Origin of the sequence: Mesorhizobium sp. M4A.F.Ca.ET.022.05.2.1 (genome assembly GCF_003998845.1) — a bacterium.
GTDB lineage: Bacteria > Pseudomonadota > Alphaproteobacteria > Rhizobiales > Rhizobiaceae > Mesorhizobium.
In genome coordinates this window covers 1-16,647 of record NZ_RZOJ01000096.1, presented here as the reverse complement: position 1 = coordinate 16,647, position 16,647 = coordinate 1, and the positions used below count along the sequence as shown (strand labels likewise).

Annotated in this window: 16 protein-coding genes; 3 read left to right on the top strand and 13 right to left on the bottom strand. The window is 65.2% G+C overall.

The features are described from left to right. The 9 genes from EN745_RS13395 to EN745_RS13355 all read right to left on the bottom strand — a co-directional run. Nucleotides 1-1,228, bottom strand: a 1,228-nt coding sequence (locus EN745_RS13395; protein ID WP_127421462.1) for an alpha/beta fold hydrolase, incomplete at its 3' end; no start/stop codon positions are given. Nucleotides 1,229-1,350: 122 nt separating this feature from the next. Continuing rightward, a complete protein-coding gene (locus EN745_RS13390; protein WP_126056760.1) occupies nucleotides 1,351-1,665 on the bottom strand; it encodes a formate dehydrogenase subunit delta in 315 nt (104 codons plus the stop codon). Beyond that, the gene (gene fdhD / locus EN745_RS13385) at nucleotides 1,655-2,482 is read right to left on the bottom strand and encodes a formate dehydrogenase accessory sulfurtransferase FdhD (protein ID WP_189347747.1); all 828 of its coding nucleotides are present in this window, start codon (nucleotides 2,480-2,482) and stop codon (nucleotides 1,655-1,657) included. Before fdhD ends, EN745_RS13390 begins: the two co-directional genes overlap by 11 nt. Beyond that, a complete protein-coding gene (locus EN745_RS13380) occupies nucleotides 2,482-2,700 on the bottom strand; it encodes a hypothetical protein (protein ID WP_126056759.1) in 219 nt (72 codons plus the stop codon). The genes fdhD and EN745_RS13380 overlap by 1 nt, the downstream gene beginning before the upstream one ends. Before the next feature lie 88 nt (nucleotides 2,701-2,788). Beyond that, nucleotides 2,789-5,701 carry a formate dehydrogenase subunit alpha gene (gene fdhF, locus EN745_RS13375; protein WP_127421461.1) on the bottom strand — a complete coding sequence of 971 codons (2,913 nt, stop codon included), beginning with the start codon at nucleotides 5,699-5,701 and terminating at the stop codon, nucleotides 2,789-2,791. Between the two features lie 10 nt (nucleotides 5,702-5,711). Continuing rightward, nucleotides 5,712-7,268: an NADH-quinone oxidoreductase subunit NuoF gene (locus EN745_RS13370; RefSeq protein WP_127421460.1), complete on the bottom strand. Its 1,557-nt coding sequence runs from the start codon at nucleotides 7,266-7,268 to the stop codon at nucleotides 5,712-5,714. After that, nucleotides 7,265-7,744, bottom strand: coding sequence for a formate dehydrogenase subunit gamma (locus tag EN745_RS13365; protein WP_127406675.1), 480 nt, complete (start codon nucleotides 7,742-7,744; stop codon nucleotides 7,265-7,267). Before EN745_RS13365 ends, EN745_RS13370 begins: the two co-directional genes overlap by 4 nt. Nucleotides 7,745-7,937: 193 nt before the next feature. Next, nucleotides 7,938-8,837 (bottom strand): LysR family transcriptional regulator, encoded by a 900-nt coding sequence (locus EN745_RS13360; RefSeq protein ID WP_127406674.1) that lies wholly within the window; start codon nucleotides 8,835-8,837, stop codon nucleotides 7,938-7,940. Nucleotides 8,838-8,912: 75 nt separating this feature from the next. Next, the gene (locus EN745_RS13355; RefSeq protein ID WP_126056754.1) at nucleotides 8,913-9,290 is read right to left on the bottom strand and encodes a VOC family protein; all 378 of its coding nucleotides are present in this window, start codon (nucleotides 9,288-9,290) and stop codon (nucleotides 8,913-8,915) included. 224 nt (nucleotides 9,291-9,514) lie between these two features. Here EN745_RS13355 and EN745_RS13350 point away from each other — a divergent pair, with 224 nt between their 5' ends. Beyond that, nucleotides 9,515-10,684, top strand: a complete 1,170-nt coding sequence (locus EN745_RS13350; RefSeq protein ID WP_127421459.1) for an Mrp/NBP35 family ATP-binding protein — start codon at nucleotides 9,515-9,517, stop codon at nucleotides 10,682-10,684. A gap of 16 nt (nucleotides 10,685-10,700) precedes the next feature. On the opposite strand, the gene EN745_RS13345 is transcribed toward EN745_RS13350, so the two are convergent. Continuing rightward, entirely contained in the window at nucleotides 10,701-11,150 is a 450-nt protein-coding gene (locus EN745_RS13345; protein ID WP_126056752.1) for a carbon monoxide dehydrogenase subunit G, read from the bottom strand. A 149-nt stretch (nucleotides 11,151-11,299) separates the two neighbouring features. Between EN745_RS13345 and EN745_RS13340 the strand changes: the two genes are divergently transcribed. Beyond that, nucleotides 11,300-13,105 carry an IlvD/Edd family dehydratase gene (locus EN745_RS13340; protein ID WP_127406008.1) on the top strand — a complete coding sequence of 602 codons (1,806 nt, stop codon included), beginning with the start codon at nucleotides 11,300-11,302 and terminating at the stop codon, nucleotides 13,103-13,105. Between the two features lie 204 nt (nucleotides 13,106-13,309). Here EN745_RS13340 and EN745_RS13335 read toward each other — a convergent pair whose 3' ends face one another. Next, nucleotides 13,310-13,612 carry a hypothetical protein gene (locus EN745_RS13335; RefSeq protein ID WP_348630963.1) on the bottom strand — a complete coding sequence of 101 codons (303 nt, stop codon included), beginning with the start codon at nucleotides 13,610-13,612 and terminating at the stop codon, nucleotides 13,310-13,312. Nucleotides 13,613-13,778: 166 nt separating this feature from the next. On the opposite strand from EN745_RS13335, the gene EN745_RS13330 reads away from it, so the two are divergent. Further along, nucleotides 13,779-14,177, top strand: coding sequence for a hypothetical protein (locus tag EN745_RS13330; protein WP_127406006.1), 399 nt, complete (start codon nucleotides 13,779-13,781; stop codon nucleotides 14,175-14,177). Between the two features lie 15 nt (nucleotides 14,178-14,192). Here EN745_RS13330 and EN745_RS13325 read toward each other — a convergent pair whose 3' ends face one another. Together EN745_RS13325 and EN745_RS13320 are read right to left on the bottom strand one after the other, a co-directional pair. After that, complete coding sequence (locus EN745_RS13325; protein WP_127421458.1) at nucleotides 14,193-15,782, bottom strand: trimethylamine methyltransferase family protein; 1,590 nt, start codon at nucleotides 15,780-15,782, stop codon at nucleotides 14,193-14,195. 218 nt (nucleotides 15,783-16,000) lie between these two features. Beyond that, nucleotides 16,001-16,647: PLP-dependent aminotransferase family protein (locus EN745_RS13320; RefSeq protein WP_145992020.1), on the bottom strand; the 647-nt coding region annotated here is incomplete at its 5' end.

Here is a 16,647-nt window from a genome sequence, read left to right as displayed (position 1 = left end):
GGCCCGAGCCCACGGTGAGATCGGCAACCAGCCGCGAGGCAAGGATGTCGCCGCGCCCGGCATGGCTGGCGAGCTGCATGGTCACGCGCGCCGTCAGCCCGACCGGCTGGCCGCGCAGCTCGATCTCGCCGACATGCGCCCCTTGCGCGCTCGCCACGCCGATCTGCTGCGCCGCCTCGCGCAGCGCCGCCGCGCAGCGCACGGCGCGCGCCGGCCCGTCGAAGCGCGAGACCATCAACTCGCCATGCGTGCCGGCGGTGCGCCCGCCATGGCGGCCGACCAGCAGCCGCCAGGTTTCCTGGAAGCGCTGGCTGCGCTCGCTCCACATGCGGTCGCCGAGCTTGGCTGTGTCGTAGATGCGCGTCACCAGCAGTGCGGCGAGCACGCGCTCGGTGTCGGCCACCGCCGGTTCCCCGGTCAGGAACTCCTCGATCAGGTCGGCCACGCGGTCGACGTCGCCGGTCCACACCGGATGGTCGCGCCCGGCGATCTCAACCAGCCGGGCGCCGGGGATCTTGCGGGCAAGGAAGCGACTCGCCTCGGGGTCGACCCGCACATCGTTGCGGCGATGGATCAGGAGCGTCGGCGCGCTGATCGTGCTGAGGATGCCGCGCACGTCGACGCCGGCATTCATGCGCGCCAGCGCTGCGGCCGCCGTCGGGCTCGCCGACAGCCGCTCGAACCGCGCCCACCATTGCGAAAAATGCGGGTCGTCGACCCGGCCCGGCGCGAAATTGGGCAGCGTGGCGCCGGTCCCCCACGCCGTTTCCGTCGTCGCGATGAAGGCCTCGAGACGCTCTGGCGGCATCACCCATCTGTAGAAATTCGCATAGCCGCCATAAAGCACCAGCGACCGTGTCCGCTCAGGATAGGTGGCCGCGAACAGCATCGCCATCGGCGCTCCTTCCGAGGCGCCGAGGATCGCCGCGCGGCCGCTGCCGGCGGCATCCATCACCGCGCGCACGTCGTCCATGCGGGTTTCCAGGCTGGGCAGGTGGCGGCTGTCGACGCGGTCGGAGAGGCCGGTGCCGCGCTTGTCGAACAGGATCAGCCGCGAGAAGGCCGAAAGTCTTTTCAGCAGACGGCTGTAGCCCTCATCCTCCCACTGCAGGTCGAGGTTGGAGATGAAGCCCGGCACGAAGACGAGATCGAACGAGCCCTGGCCGACCACCTGATAGGCGATCCGCACATCGCCGCTACGGGCGTACCGGGTCTCGATCGGCCTCACGCAACACCCCGCCGGCCAGACGATTTCTTGTCGTCGACCATAGCAGAGCTATGCCGTCCGCGGCAGACAAACTTTAGAGAGCTAAAATATAAGGCCTATGGTGAACGGGAGCGACGGCCGCGTTACTTGTGCAAGGCACCGTTCTCGCCTTGCGCAGGCCCGGTGTAACCGATGCTCGTGTCGGCCTGTTCGGACGTCTTGGGCCGCTTGATCTTTGCCGAGGCGGCCACCACTAGCTCGTTGAACGTCTCGGTGCCGTTGTCGAGCATCTCGAACAGCTGCCGCCGCATCCTCGGTTCCCAGAACTTGTTGATGTGCTCGGCGACGCCGGTGATGCCTTCCTCGCGCGGCTTGGAATCGAAGAAGGTTGCGATCTGGTTGGCCATGCGCACCAGCTTTTCCCTGGTGCTGGTGATGTGATCTTCGTCATGCGACATGCTTGGCAACTCCGGAAACCACCCGGTCTGGGTGGGTGAAAATATCGAAATCTTCGCCGCGCACCAGCGCCACCAACGTCATGCCGGCGGCCTCGGCCGTGCGGATGGCAAGTGCCGTCGGCGCCGAAACGGCGATGATGATGGCCGCACCGATTGCCGCCGTCTTCTGCACCATCTCCACCGAGACCCGCGAGGTCACGACGACGGCGCCCGTCGAACCGTCGATGCCGGCCCTGGCCAGCGCGCCGGCCAGCTTGTCCAGTGCGTTGTGACGGCCGACATCCTCGCGCGCCATGACGATGCCCTTGCCCGGCACGTAGAAGCCGGCGGCGTGCACCGCGCCGGTCTCGGTATGCAACGGCTGCACCTTCGACAGGCGCTTGACCGAGCGGGTGATGTCCTCGGCCTCAAGCGTAAGCTTCGACGAACCGACCGCGTCGACCGAGCGCATCGCTTCCTCGATCGATTCGATGCCGCACAAGCCGCAGCCGACCGGTCCGGCAAGCCTGCGACGCCGCGCCTGGAAGCGCGTGTTGGCCTTGTCCTTCAGCCGGATCTGGATGTCGATGCCGGCGCCGAGATCCTCGACCTCGATCGCCTCGATCTCTGCCGGGTCGGCAACGATGCCCTCGGTCAGCGAGAAGCCGAGCGCGAAATCCTCGAAATCGGCGGGGCTCGCCATCATCACCGCATGCGTGGTGCCGGCATAGGAGAATGCCACCGGTGTCTCCTCCGGCACCATCCGGTTCGCAGCCGCAGTGCCGCCGGCGCGACGCGCGAGACGAGAGATTTGGGTTATAGCGGGTCGGCTTGTCACTATCTCATCCAACCAGACTTCAACTCCGGGAACTTCTGCCCAATTTCTTCAAACGCCGGCATAAAGCCATTGCCTAATATTAATCCAACCATAAGGCGGAGGCTCGAAAATTCGGCACTTGTTACTTGGCTTTGAATTTCAATAAGGTAGTCGTTGAGTTCGTTGCTTTGCCGGCTGCACAGTTCGAGGAGTTTGTTGTGAGCTTCTTTGCTGGTCACCAAAAAACTCCTCCCGTAGTAGTGATCGAAATCCTCTTCTTAATGGAGAGGGCTGGAATGACGGGGCCGATAAAAGCTCCGGCGAAGACTACTCCGCCGCTTCCAGCGGAAGGACGCGCCGGCTCTGGCGGGCCTGCTCGTTATAGTCCTTCTGCCAGTCAGTCGGCCCATTGGACGGCGCCACCTGCACGGCGGTGACCTTGTATTCCGGACAGTTGGTCGCCCAGTCCGAGAAGTCGGTCGTGATCACGTTGGCCTGGGTGTCCGGATGGTGGAAGGTCGTGTAGACGACGCCCGGCGAGACGCGGTCGGTGATCAGCGCGCGCAGCGTGGTTTCGCCGGAACGGCTCGTCAGCCGCACCCAGTCGCCTTCGCGAATGCCGCGGTTCTCTGCGTCGTGCGGATGGATCTCCAGCCGGTCCTCGGCATGCCACATCACGTTGTCGGTGCGCCTGGTCTGCGCGCCGACATTGTACTGCGAGAGAATCCGGCCGGTGGTGAGCAGCAGCGGGTAGCGCGGCCCGGTCCGTTCGTCCGTCGCCACATATTCGGTGCGGATGAACTTGCCCTTGCCGCGCACGAAGCCGTCGACATGCATGATCGGCGTGCCGAGCGGCGCCTTGTCGTTGCAGGGCCACTGCACCGAGCCGACACGGTCGAGCAACTCAAAGGAGACGTTGGCGAAGCTCGGCGTCGTCTTGGCGATCTCGTCCATGATCTCGGAAGGATGCTGGTAGTTCCAGTCGAGCCCGATCGCGCGGGCGAGCTCCTGCGTCGCTTCCCAGTCGGCATAGCGCGCCTTCGGCTCCAGAACCTTGCGCACCATGTTGATGCGGCGCTCGGCGTTGGTGAAGGTGCCGTCCTTCTCGAGGAAGGTCGAGCCCGGCAGGAAGACATGCGCGTAGTTCGCCGTCTCGTTGAGGAAGAGATCGTGCACGACGACGCATTCCATCGCGGCGAGCCCGGCTGCGACATGCTTGGTGTCGGGATCGGACTGCAGGATGTCCTCGCCCTGGATGTAGATGCCCTTGAAGGAGCCGTCGACGGCGGCGTCCAGCATGTTGGGGATGCGCAGACCCGGCTCGTCGTCCAGCTTCACGCCCCACAGGCTCTCGTAGATGTCGCGCACCGCTTCGCCGGAGATGTGGCGATAGCCGGGCAGCTCGTGCGGGAAAGAACCCATGTCGCAGGAGCCCTGCACGTTGTTCTGGCCGCGCAGCGGGTTCACGCCGACGCCCGGCCGGCCGATATTGCCGGTGGCCATGGCGAGGTTGGCGATCGCCATCACTGTGGTCGATCCCTGGCTGTGTTCGGTGACGCCGAGGCCGTAGTAGATCGCGCCGTTGCCGCCCTTGGCATAGAGGCGCGCAGCACCCCGGATCAGCTCAGGGTCGACGCCGGACAGTTTGCCGACAGTCTCGGGGCTGTTTTCGGGCAGGGCGACGAAGGACGCCCAGTCCTGGAACTCCGCCCAGTCGCAGCGCTCGCGGATGAAGGCTTCGTCGAACAGGCCCTCGGTGACGATCACATGCGCCAGCGCCGTCAGCACGGCAACGTTGGTGCCGGGCTTCAGCGGCAGGTGATAGTCCGCTTCGATATGCGCCGACTTGACCATCTCGGTGCGGCGCGGATCGAGCACGATCAGCTTGGCGCCCTGGCGCAGCCGCTTCTTCAGCCGCGAGGCGAACACCGGATGGGCGGAAACCGGATTGGCCCCGATGATGACGGCGACGTCGGTGAATTCGACCGAGTCGAAATCCTGCGTGCCGGCCGAGGTGCCGTAGGTCTGGCCGAGCCCGTAGCCGGTCGGCGAATGGCAGACGCGGGCGCAGGTGTCGACATTGTTGTTGCGGAAGCCCTGGCGCACCAGTTTTTGGACGAGGTAGGTCTCTTCGTTGGTGCAGCGCGAGGAAGTGATGCCGCCGATCGCGGTTCGTCCGTACTGGTACTGGATACGGCGGAATTCCTTGGCCGTATGGGCGATCGCCTCTTCCCAGCTCACCTCGCGCCAGGGATCCGAGATCTTTTCGCGGATCATCGGCGACAGGATGCGGTCCTTGTGGGTGGCGTAGCCATAGGCGAAACGGCCCTTCACGCAGGAGTGTCCGTGGTTCGCCTTGCCATCCTTGTAGGGCAGCATGCGGATCACCTCGTCGCCCTTCACCTCGGCCTTGAACGAGCAGCCGACGCCGCAATAGGCGCAAGTGGTGACGGCCGAGCGCTCCGGCATGCCCTTCTCGAGCACGGTCTTCTCGCGCAGCGCATCGGTCGGGCAGGCCTGCACGCAGGCGCCGCAGGACACGCATTCGGAGGTGATGAAATCCTCGCTCATGCCGGCGACCATGCGCGATTCGAAACCGCGGCCCTCGATGGTCAGCGCGAAGGTGCCCTGCACTTCCTCGCAGGCGCGCACGCAGCGCGAGCAGACGATGCACTGCGCCGGATCGTAGGTGAAATACGGGTTGGATTCGTCGCGGGCGATATAGTCTACGGCCAGCGAGCCGTGGCCGGGCGCGATGCCGCCTTCTTCCTTGACGTGGTTGCGGCCTTCGACGCCGTAGCGGTTCTCGGAGAGGCCGACCGACTTCGCCACCACGTCGAACTCGCTGGCGCCGGTGCCGGCCTGCTCGTTCCAGCCGGTGGGATGGTCGGAGACGTAGAGCTCCATGACGCCGCGGCGGATGGCGTCGAGCCGCTCCGACTGCGTGCGCACCACCATGCCTTCACCGACCGGCGTCGTGCAGGAGGCCGGCGTGCCGCCGCGCCCTTCGATCTCGACCAGGCAGACGCGGCAGGAGCCGAACGAATCCAGCATGTCGGTGGCGCAGAGCTTAGGGATCTCGACCCCGCCCTCCATCGCCGCGCGCATGATCGAGGTGCCTTCCGGCACGCTGATGCTGCGGCCGTCGACGGTCAGCGTGATCCGCTTCTCAGCCTTCGATTCCGGGGTCCCGTAGTCGATCTCTTCGATGAGCGATGGGAAGTCGGCCTTGATGTTCATCTGCCAGCTCCTATTCAGCCGCCACGCGCGTAGGCGCCGGCTTGAAATCCTCGGGGAAATGCGTGATCGAGCTCATCACCGGGTAGGGCGTGAAGCCGCCCAGCGCGCACAGCGATCCGAACTTCATCGAGTTGCAGAGGTCGGTGACCAGTGCGAGGTTCTTCTCCGCCTCGATGCCGGAGGCGACCTTGTCGAGAACCTCCACTCCGCGCGTCGATCCGATGCGGCACGGCGTACACTTGCCGCAGCTCTCGATGGCGCAGAACTCCATGGCGAATCGCGCCTGCTTCAGCATGTCGGCGGTGTCGTCGAACACGGTGAGGCCGGCATGGCCGATCAGCCCGTCCTTGGCGGCGAAGGCCTCATAGTCGAACGGCGTGTCGAACAGCGCGCGCGGGAAATAGGCGCCAAGCGGACCGCCGACCTGCACCGCCTTCACCGGACGCCCGGAAGCCGTGCCGCCGCCGATCTCGTCGACGATCTCGCCCAGCGTCAGGCCGAAGGCCGTCTCGAACAGGCCGCCATGCTTGACGTTGCCGGCAATCTGGATCGGGATCGTGCCGCGCGAGCGGCCCATGCCGAAATCCTTGTAGAAGGCGGCACCCTTGTCCATGATGATCGGCACCGAGGCTAGGCTGATCACGTTGTTGATCACTGTCGGCTTGCCGACCAGGCCCTGGATGGCCGGCAGCGGCGGCTTGGCGCGCACCACGCCGCGCTTGCCTTCGAGGCTGTTCAGAAGCGAGGTCTCCTCGCCGCAGACATAGGCGCCGGCGCCGACGCGGATTTCCATGTCGAAGGCGTTGGGCGAGCCCAGCACATTGACGCCGAGCACGCCGTGCTTGCGGGCAATCTCGACAGCCTTGTTCATCGTCGCCACCGCATGCGGATATTCCGAGCGGATGTAGACAAAGCCCTTGGTCGCGCCGGTGGCGATGCCGGCGATCGCCATGCCCTCGATCAGCACGAAGGGATCGCCCTCCATGATCATGCGGTCGGCGAAGGTGGCGCTGTCGCCCTCGTCGGCATTGCAGACGATGTATTTGCGCTCGGATGCCGTATCCAGCACCGTCTTCCACTTGATGCCGGTCGGGAAACCGGCGCCGCCGCGGCCGCGCAGGCCGGATTCGGTGACCTGCTTGACGATGTCGGCCGGCGCCATGGCGACCGCGTTCTGCAGGCCCTTCAGCCCGCCATGCGCCTTGTAATTGTCGAGCGACAGCGGGTCGATGACGCCGCAGCGCGCGAAAGTCAGCCGCGTCTGCTTGGCCAGGAACGGGATCTTGTCCGGCGCGCCCAACCAGCGCTTGTGGGGCGCGCCCTTGAGGAAGCCGCTGTCGAACAGGCTCTTGACGTCGGAAGGCTTGACTGGCCCGTAGGCGACGCGACCCTCGGCGGTCGCAACCTCGACCATAGGTTCCAGGAAATAGGCGCCGCGCGAACCGTTGCGCACGATCTTGGCCTCTACGCCGCGTTCGGCCAATTCCTTCTCGATCGCCTTGGCGACCTTCTCGGCGCCGAGCGCCAGCGCGCCGGAATCGGCGGGAACGTAGATGCGGGGGATCATGAGCGCACCTCCGCGACGATCTCTTCGATCTTCTCGTCATCGAGCCGCCCGATCACCTCGCCGTCCAGCATCGCCGACGGCGAACAGGCGCAAAGCCCGAGGCAATAGACCGGCTCCAGTGTAACCGATCCGTCGCGGGTGGTCTCGTGGAAACCGATGCCGAGCAACTGCTTGACCTTGGCGGCGACCGCATCCGACCCCATCGACTGGCAGGCTTCCGCCTGACAGAGCTTGAGCACATGCCGGCCGGCAGGGCGGGCGCGGAAATCATGGTAGAAGGTGACGACGCCGTGCACTTCGGCCCTGGACAGGTTCAGCCCGTCGGCGATGACCGGCAGCGCTGCCTGCGGCACATGGCCGAATTCTTCCTGGATCTCGTGCAGGATCGGCAGCAGCGGACCTTCGAGGTCCTTCAATTCCTCGATGATCGCCGCGGTGCGCGACGCGATCTCGGTACTTGCAGGCTGCATTGGCATGCAGCGCCCTCCCTGGTCGTGGCGACCCGATGTGTGTCGCCCAAGATATAGAGCGGTTTTGGGACAACGACACGCACTCGGCGCAATATCGCTAAGTCCTTACGAAATCAGAGGAAACCTCCGAAATCAATAAAGCTGTCCCGTTGCTTGATAGAAAATTTCTATCAAGCGCGCTCGACCTGCACTGTCTATCCTAGCGATGGGCGCGGAAATCGTCCGCCAGCGTCATCGCCTCGTCCAGCAGCGCCTGCACCAAAGGCGTGTGCGGCTCGCCAGGTGCCGCCACCAGACCGACCGTGTGGCTGGCGTCCGGCTCGACGATCGGAATGGCCCGGATCGGCTCGGAAAAGCCGAATGTTTCCGCGAGGTTGAGCGGCATGATCGACGACCATTTGCCGGTCCGGATGTGCGAAAACAGCACGATCATCGAATTCGATTCCAGCGTCGGCCGCACCTGCACCCCGGCCTCGGCCAGATGCTGGTCGATGATGCGGCGGTTCTGCATGTCGGGCGTCAGCAGGCAAAGCGGCAACTGGCTGATCTCCGCCCACGTCACTTTGTCGCGGTCGGAAAAGGGATTTCCGACCGCGGTGATCAGCTGATAGCGCTCGTCATAGAGCGGCACGCTCACCACGCGTCCGAGCGGCTCGTTGTCGAGATAGGTGATGCCGGCATCGACGTCGAAATTGCCGAGCAGCGTCAGCACCTCGATCGAGGTGCGCGACAAGATCGAGAAGGTGACGCCGGGATGCTTTTCGCGAAATGGCGTCGTCAGCCGCGCCACCATGGCCAGCGCCGTCGGAACCGCCGCTATGCGGATGCGGCCGGACAGGCCGTGGCGGGCCGCCCGCATCTCCTCGCGCATGGTGCGGCTGTCGCCGACGATGCGGCGCGCCCAAACCAGCACCTGCTTGCCTTCCGGGGTCAGGCCCTGGAAGCGCGAGCCGCGCAGCACCAGCATGACGCCGAGCTGCTCCTCAAGCTGCTTGATCCCCGCCGAGAGCGTCGGCTGGGTGACGCCGCACACTTCCGCCGCCCGGCCGAAATGCTCCTCCCTGGCGAGCGCGATGAAGAATTCCAGCTTGTCGATCATCGGCGCAGGCTATCCGTAGCAAAGCGGTTGCGCCAGACGACGCTGCCGCGGCACCACGAACTGCGCCTCGGACCCTTACTCGCCCGCGAGGCACAAGATGTTGCCGTCCGGATCCTTGAACCAGGCGACCTTCATGCCGTCGCCGACATGGATGTCGCCCTCCAGCGACAGGCCGGGCATCTCATAGTGCTCGAAGGCGACGCCCTTCGATTTCAGCGACTTGACGACAGGATCGATCTCATCGCCGACGCTCCAGGTCACAGCCGTTGCCTTGTTGGTTCCGGCGAATTCCGAATGATAGACGTTGATGACCGTGTCGCCGCTTTTGTAGACGACCAGTTCGCCAGCCATGTCGTCCACCTGCTTGAGACCAAGCGTTCCCTCATAGAAGGTCTTGGCTCTCGTCAAATCTTTCACCGCCAGATTGGCCGCGGCATTGCTGTTTGCGAGCATGACAGTCTCCTTCCCGGATTTGTTGTGTCGCCGCTCATGGCATCCGAGATAGGGCCCGTTGATCGATCGGCCATGGGCAAGCAGTGAGGATCGGTCAAAAACAGCGTCGGGCAAACCCGACTCCATCGGTCGTTTTCCGTGGCACGCGCGCAAGCCTTTGCTCCACGGCTTGGTTCTTGCCGGAAACTGCACTATCTGCATCGCCAAAACCCCGAGGAAACACCATGGCCGTCACCAAGGAAACCGTCATCGAGCGCCTGAAAACGGTCAACGGGCCGGATTTCACCGGCAACATCGTCGACCTCGGCCTGGTCTCGGAGATTTTTATTGCCGATTCGAAGGTGTTCTTCTCGATCACCGTGCCCGCCGCCCGCGCCCAGGAGATGGAGCCGCTGCGCGCCGCCGCCGAGCGCGTGGTCAAGGGCATTCCGGGCGTCGCCGGCGCCGTCGTGGCGCTGACGGCGGAGAGGAAGGGCGGCGGCATGGAAGCGCCGGTGCCGCCGCGCCCCGCGCCGAGGCCGGCGCCGGCTGCCGCGCCGCAGCGCCCCGTGCCGCAGGTGCCGGCATCGCACAGCCACGGCAAGCGCGGCGTGCCCGGCATCGAGGCGATCATCGCGGTGGCCTCCGGCAAGGGCGGCGTCGGCAAGTCGACGACCGCGGTCAACCTGGCGCTTGGGCTTGCCGCCAACGGCCTGAAGGTCGGCGTTCTCGATGCCGATATTTATGGGCCGTCCATGCCGAGGCTGCTCAACATCCATGGCCGGCCGCAGACCGTCGACGGCAAGATCCTGAAGCCGATGCAGAATTACGGCCTGAAGGTGATGTCGATGGGCTTCCTCGTCGATGAGGAGACGCCCATGATCTGGCGCGGCCCGATGGTGATGTCGGCGCTGACGCAGATGCTGCGCGAGGTCGAATGGGGCCCGCTTGACGTGCTGGTCGTCGACATGCCGCCCGGTACCGGCGACGCCCAGCTCACCATGGCGCAGCAGGTGCCGCTCGCCGGCGCCGTCATCGTCTCGACGCCGCAGGACCTCGCTTTGATCGACGCCCGCAAGGGTCTCAACATGTTCAGGAAGGTCGACGTGCCGCTGCTCGGCATCGTCGAGAACATGAGCTACTTCCTCGCCCCCGACACCGGCAAGCGCTACGACATTTTCGGCCATGGCGGCGCACGGCGCGAGGCCGAGCGGCTGGGCGTCACATTTCTCGGCGAGGTGCCGCTCGAAATGGGCATTCGCGAAAGCTCGGATGCCGGCGCGCCGGTGGTGGTCTCGAAGCCTGACGGGGCCGAGGCGAAGATCTACCGCGATATCGCCTCGAAGGTCTGGGACAGGGTCAATGAGGAGCGCGGCGCGGCGGAAGCCGCGGTGCCCTCGATCGTGTTCGAGTGATCCCTCGGCGCGAGGGTCAGCCGCCGACCTTCTCGCCGAACGTCGAGAAGAACTGCCCGGCGAGCTTCTTCGACGTCGATTCGATCAGGCGGCTGCCGAGCTGGGCGATCTTGCCGCCGACATCGGCCTTGGCCGCGTATTTGAGCACCGTCGTGTCGGCGCTGTCGGCGGTCAGCGTCACGTCGGCGCCGCCCTTGGCGAAGCCGGCAATGCCGCCCTTGCCTTCGCCCTGGATGGTGTAGGAATGCGGAGGCTTGAGGTTCTTGAGCACGACCTCGCCGTTGAATGTCGCCTTGATCGGCCCGATCTTCAGCACGACGGTTGCCGCCATTTCGGTGTCGGATTTCTTTTCCAGGCTCTGGCAGCCAGGGATGCTGCCCCTCAGAATGTCCGGGTCGTTCAGCGCTTCCCATACTTTTTGCAGGGGTGCGGCAATCCGTTCCTCGCCTTCGATCACCAAAGCCATCAAGAACCTCCCGGAAAGACTGCCCGGAAGCCCTAGCGCAGGGGCAGACTTATGTCTATCGCACCAAAGTGCGGGTTCGGATGGCGCGTGCCCCTTGCCTGCATCCGCGCATTGTCATATCGATTTGTCATACAAATACGGAGACCACGATGGCCGGCGCCCCCACCAAGAAGAAAAAATTTCGCTCGCAGGAGTGGTTCGACAATCCCGACAATCCGGGCATGACGGCGCTCTATCTCGAGCGCTACCTGAACTACGGGCTGACGCGCGCCGAACTCATGTCAGGCAAGCCGCTGATCGGCATCGCCCAGACCGGCTCGGATCTGTCACCCTGCAACCGGCATCATCTCGAGCTTGCCAAGCGCGTGCGCGAGGGCATCGTCTCGATGGGCGGCATCCCCTTCGAGTTCCCATGCCATCCGATCCAGGAGACCGGCAAGCGCCCGACCGCCGCGCTCGACCGCAACCTTGCCTATCTCGGCCTTGTCGAAGTGCTCTACGGCTATCCGCTAGACGGCGTCGTGCTGACCATCGGCTGCGACAAGACAACGCCGGCGCTGCTGATGGCCGCCGCCACCGTCAACATCCCGGCCATCGCGCTGTCGGTCGGCCCGATGCTGAATGGCTGGCACAAGGGCAAGCGCACCGGCTCCGGCACCATCGTCTGGGAGTCGCGCCAGCGGCTGTCGGCCGGCGAGATCAACTATGACGAGTTCATGGACATCGTCGCCTCCTCGGCGCCGTCGACCGGCTACTGCAACACCATGGGCACCGCCACCACCATGAACTCGCTGGCCGAGGCGCTCGGCATGCAGCTGCCGGGCTCGGCCGCCATTCCCGCGCCCTATCGCGAGCGCGGCCAGATCGCCTACGAGACCGGCAAGCGCATCGTCGACATGGTGCATGAGGACCTGAAGCCGTCCGACATCATGACGCGCCAGGCGTTCGAGAACGCCATCGTCGTCAACTCGGCCATCGGCGGCTCGACCAACGCGCCGATCCACCTCAACGCCATCGCCCGCCATCTCGGCGTGCCGCTCGACAATGACGACTGGCAGAAGGTCGGCCTCAATGTGCCGCTCATCGTCAATCTGCAGCCGACGGGCGAATACCTCGGCGAGGACTATCATCACGCCGGCGGCGTTCCGGCAGTCGTCGCCGAACTGCTGAAGGGCGGGCTTTTGCCGCATCCCGACGCGGTCACCGCCAACGGCAAGTCGATCGGCGACAATTGCCGCGATGCCGCCAACGAAAACCTGGAAGTCATCCACAGCGTCGACAAGCCGCTGAAGGCCAATGCCGGCTTCATCAACCTCAAGGGCAATCTGTTCGATTCGGCGATCATGAAGACCAGCGGCATCTCGCCGGAATTCCGCCAGCGCTACCTGTCCAATCCGAACGATCCCGAGGCGTTCGAAGGCAACGCCATGGTCTTCGACGGGCCGGAAGACTACCACGCCCGCATCGACGATCCGGCGCAAGGCATCGACGAGCACACCATCCTGTTCATGCGCGGCGCCGGGCCGGTCGGCTATCCGGGCGGCGCCGAGGTGGTCAACATGCAGCCGCCGGCCTACCTCATCAAGAAGGGCATCCATTCGCTGGCCTGCATCGGCGACGGCCGCCAGTCGGGCACGTCGGGCTCGCCCTCGATCCTCAACGCTTCGCCGGAGGCGGCGATAGGCGGCGGCTTGGCGCTACTCAAGAGCGGCGACCGCGTCCGCATCGACCTGAAGAAGGGGTCGGCCAACATCCTTGTCAGCGACGAGGAGATCGCCAGGCGGCGCGCAGCACTGCAGGGCAATGGCGGCTTCCACTATCCCCAGCACCAGACGCCGTGGCAGGAGATCCAGCGCGGCATCGTCGACCAGTTTGACGCCGGCATGGTGCTGAAGCCGGCAGTGAAGTACCAGGATGTCGCGCACACCAGGGGTGTGCCCCGCGACAACCACTGAGCGCCGGCAACCTCGCTCGCGCGAACGGCGGCTTGATCGTGGATCAAGCCGCCGTTTTTGCTGACCTAGGGCTGCTGTCCGGCTGCGCTTACAGGTAACTGGTGATCTCCGGCGCCTGGTCCTGCCTGTTGCGTTTACCGTCCTCGTAGATGATCGGTGCGGAAGCGAGTTCCTCCTCGCTGACGTCGTCCAGGCAGGCGACGTTCACAGCCCAGAAATTCCCGCCATGAAATCGAGATAGCCGCGCGAGAAGACATTCGCGCCGCAGTTCGGGCACATATAGTGGTTGATATCGCCTTCCGGCCAGTTGGACGGGCTTGCCTTGTAGTCCCGCATCCGGTCACCGCCTTCCGTCACCCTGAGCGCCTGGTAGGCGGTGAAGGATTTGCGGTAGCCCAGTTTCCAGCAGAAGCTGCTATTGCATTTGCGGATGCCCTCGGCGAGGTCGAGATCGGCCTCGAAGTGCACCGCGCCGCAATGGCAACTGCCGTGATAGGTCTTCTTCATGGCGCTCCTCGCAGAATTTGTTCTGGTCCTCTGTGGCCACCGCGAAACCAGATCAGATTGTGGCCATTGCCCCGCCAGATAGGCGCCTGGCTCCTCTGGGCAATACGTCCTCTTGTGCAAAACGGCGCGCGAGATGCCATATGCTGGCAAACGGACAGGACCATCCATGACGAAACGGCGCTCTTCCCTAGGCTTCCTCGGCATGTTCGGCCGCTCGGGCGATCTGAGGATGCTCGATGCCGCCTTGCGCGGCGCCGACCTCCATCCCGCCCTTGTGCCGGAGGGGGTCAAGCTCACCATCGTCAATCTGATGAAGGATCACTGGCCAGACGAGCCGCCGGCGCAGGCCTACGCCTCGCTCGCGCAACTGTTCGGCTATTGCGTTGCCGGTCCCGAGACGTTCGAACAGGCCAACGGCCGCGAGCGCAGGCTGGACGCGGAGCGCCGCATCGAGGAAGCGCTCGAGACCGGCGACAGCCTCGATGCGCAGATCGTGCTGATGGCGCTGCATGCCAAGCTGATCAGCGCCGAGGTGGTCGAGCGCTTCGGCCTAAGCGCGGAGTAGGCTGCTCGACCCAGCCTAGCCGCCCATGCCGCCGCGCGGCAGCTTGATCATCTCGCCGAAGCGGGCGCGCAATTTGTCGTCGACCGTTTTCGGCACGTGGCGCGGGAAGCGCTCGGCAAGCACGCGTTTCTTCTCGGCGATCGCCCTCTGCAGAATGTCGGGCCGGCCCTTCTCGTTCCATTCCTTGGGCGAGAAGCGGTCGCCGATGGCCGGATAGAAATATTCGGTCTGCATCAGCTTCAGCGTCTGCTCGTTGCCGAGATAGTGGCCGGGGCCCTTCAGGCAGACATCGGCGATGGTGTCGATCGACAGTGCTTCGTCGGTCACCTCGATGCCGCGCACGCAGCGCAGGCAGTGGCCGAGCATGTCGTTGTCGATGATCAGGCTTTCCAGGCAGAAGCCGAGCAGCGAGGCATGCATGCCGGCCGACTCATAGACCAGGTTGAGGCCGGAGAGGCCGGCCATCACATTGGTGATGCCCTTCTCGTAGCCGGACTGGATGTCGGGCAGTTTCGAATCCGTCATGCCGGCCGCCGAGCCGCCCGGCAGGTCGTAGAATTGCGCCATCTGCGCGCAGGCGGCGGTCAGCACCGCCTGCTCGGCCGAGCCGCCGGACATGGCGCCGGTCCGAAGGTCGGAGACGAACGGCCAGGTGCCGAAGATCGCCGGATGGCCGGGCTTGATGGCGTTGACGTAGACCAGGCCCATCAGCACTTCCGCGACCGCCTGCACCACCGCCCCGGCAATCGCCGCCGGTGCCGTGGCGCCGGCCTGGCCGGCCGACAGAAGCAGGATCGGGATGCCGCCTTCGACGCAGGCCTCGAGCACGCCGCAGGCGTCCTCGGCGAACTTCATCGGCGGCACGACGAAGCAGTTGGAATTCGACACAAAGGGGCGTGCGCGGAAATTTTCCTCGCCGCCGGCGATCGCATAAAGCATCTCCAGCGCCGGCTTGACGTTCTCGCGCACCGTGAACGAGGTGCCGACATGCTTGGCGGTCCCCATCACGCAGGCGTAGAGCGTGTTGAAATCCATCTCGAGCGGATCGGGAATGTCGCGCGGCACCATGGTGCGCTGGAAGAAATGAATGTTGTCGAGGCCTTCGACCAGGCGCGCGGCGTCGTAGATGTCCTGCAATTGGGACTCGCGGTATTCGCGCTTCTCGACGTCTACCAGATGCACGGCCGCGCCCGCCGTGCCGTAGTGCACGCGTTTGCCCTGGATCACCATGTCGTGCTTGGGGTCCTGGCCGTGCAGCGTGAAATGCCGGGCCGCGTTCTTGATCGTGTCGAGGACGAGTGCCCGCGGCAGGCGGACGCGGCCGTCGTCGCCATAGGTCGCGCCAACCCTCGTCAGCGCCTCGATGCAGGAGGGTATAGCGTTGGCGAAGCCGACCGTCTCCAGCAGCGTTAGCACCGCCTCGTGAATGCGCTCGCGGTCGCTTTCGCTGAGCGGTCCATAGCTGCCGCCTTCGAGGCCCGGCCGCACCGGTCTGATGTCGTCGGCAAGCGGTGCCGCCCGCATCGCTCGGCGCGCTTCGCGCCCGCCGGATCGCCGCGAACGCTGGTCCGCCGGCGCATCCTGCTTCTCAAGAGCCACTGACATGGAAGCACTCCACCTTTAGCTGCGAGGCGGGACGCGGCGGTTGGTCCACCATCGGCCCTGCTTCGTCCCCTTTGTGGCTCGACTATGCCGCCGGCATTGGTGCAGCCTATGAGCCAGCCAGTCCCGTCGAATATGCCAGGATGCTAAAACGATCGAGGGTCGTGTCAAAGCGAAAGAGCCGGCTTGGGCCGGCTCTCTGTTGAATTCGGCAGGTCCGATCAGGCCGCGGCGGGTCTGCGGCCGGCGGCCGTCGCGAGCTCCCGTATGCCGGGCTCGATGTGCTGCAGCGCGATCGAGGAAATGCCCAAGCGCATGAAACGCGACGGTTTTTCCGAGCGGTCGAAGAAACGGTCGCCGGGCTCGATGATGACGCTGCGCGAGGCGGCCGCCTCGGCGAGGCCCCGCGAGTCGGTGCCGCGCGGCCCCTCGAGCCAGAGCGAGGTGCCGCCGGCCGAGTCGGTCGAGCGCCACTCGGGCAGGAAAGCGGAAATCGCATGGACCAGACGCTTGCGCCGCTCGTCGAAGGCGCTGGACAGACGCCGCACCAGCGCCTCGTGATGGCCGAGCGACAGGAACAGCGCCACCGCCCGCTGGTTGTTGGCCGGCGGGTGCCTGAGCATGAATCGGCGCAGCGCCCTGAGCTCGGCGATCAGTCCGGCCGAGGCGACGATGTAGCCAAGCCGCAAGCCCGGAGCCAGCGTCTTCGACATCGAGCCGACATAGATGACGCGGCCGGAACGGTCGAGGCTCTTCAGCGCCTGCTGCGGCGCCTCGTCCAGTAACTGGCTGTCATAGCCATCCTCGATGATGATCTGGTTGTGGCGGTTGGGCCGCGCCAGGAGGTCTTGGCGCCGTTCCGCCGACA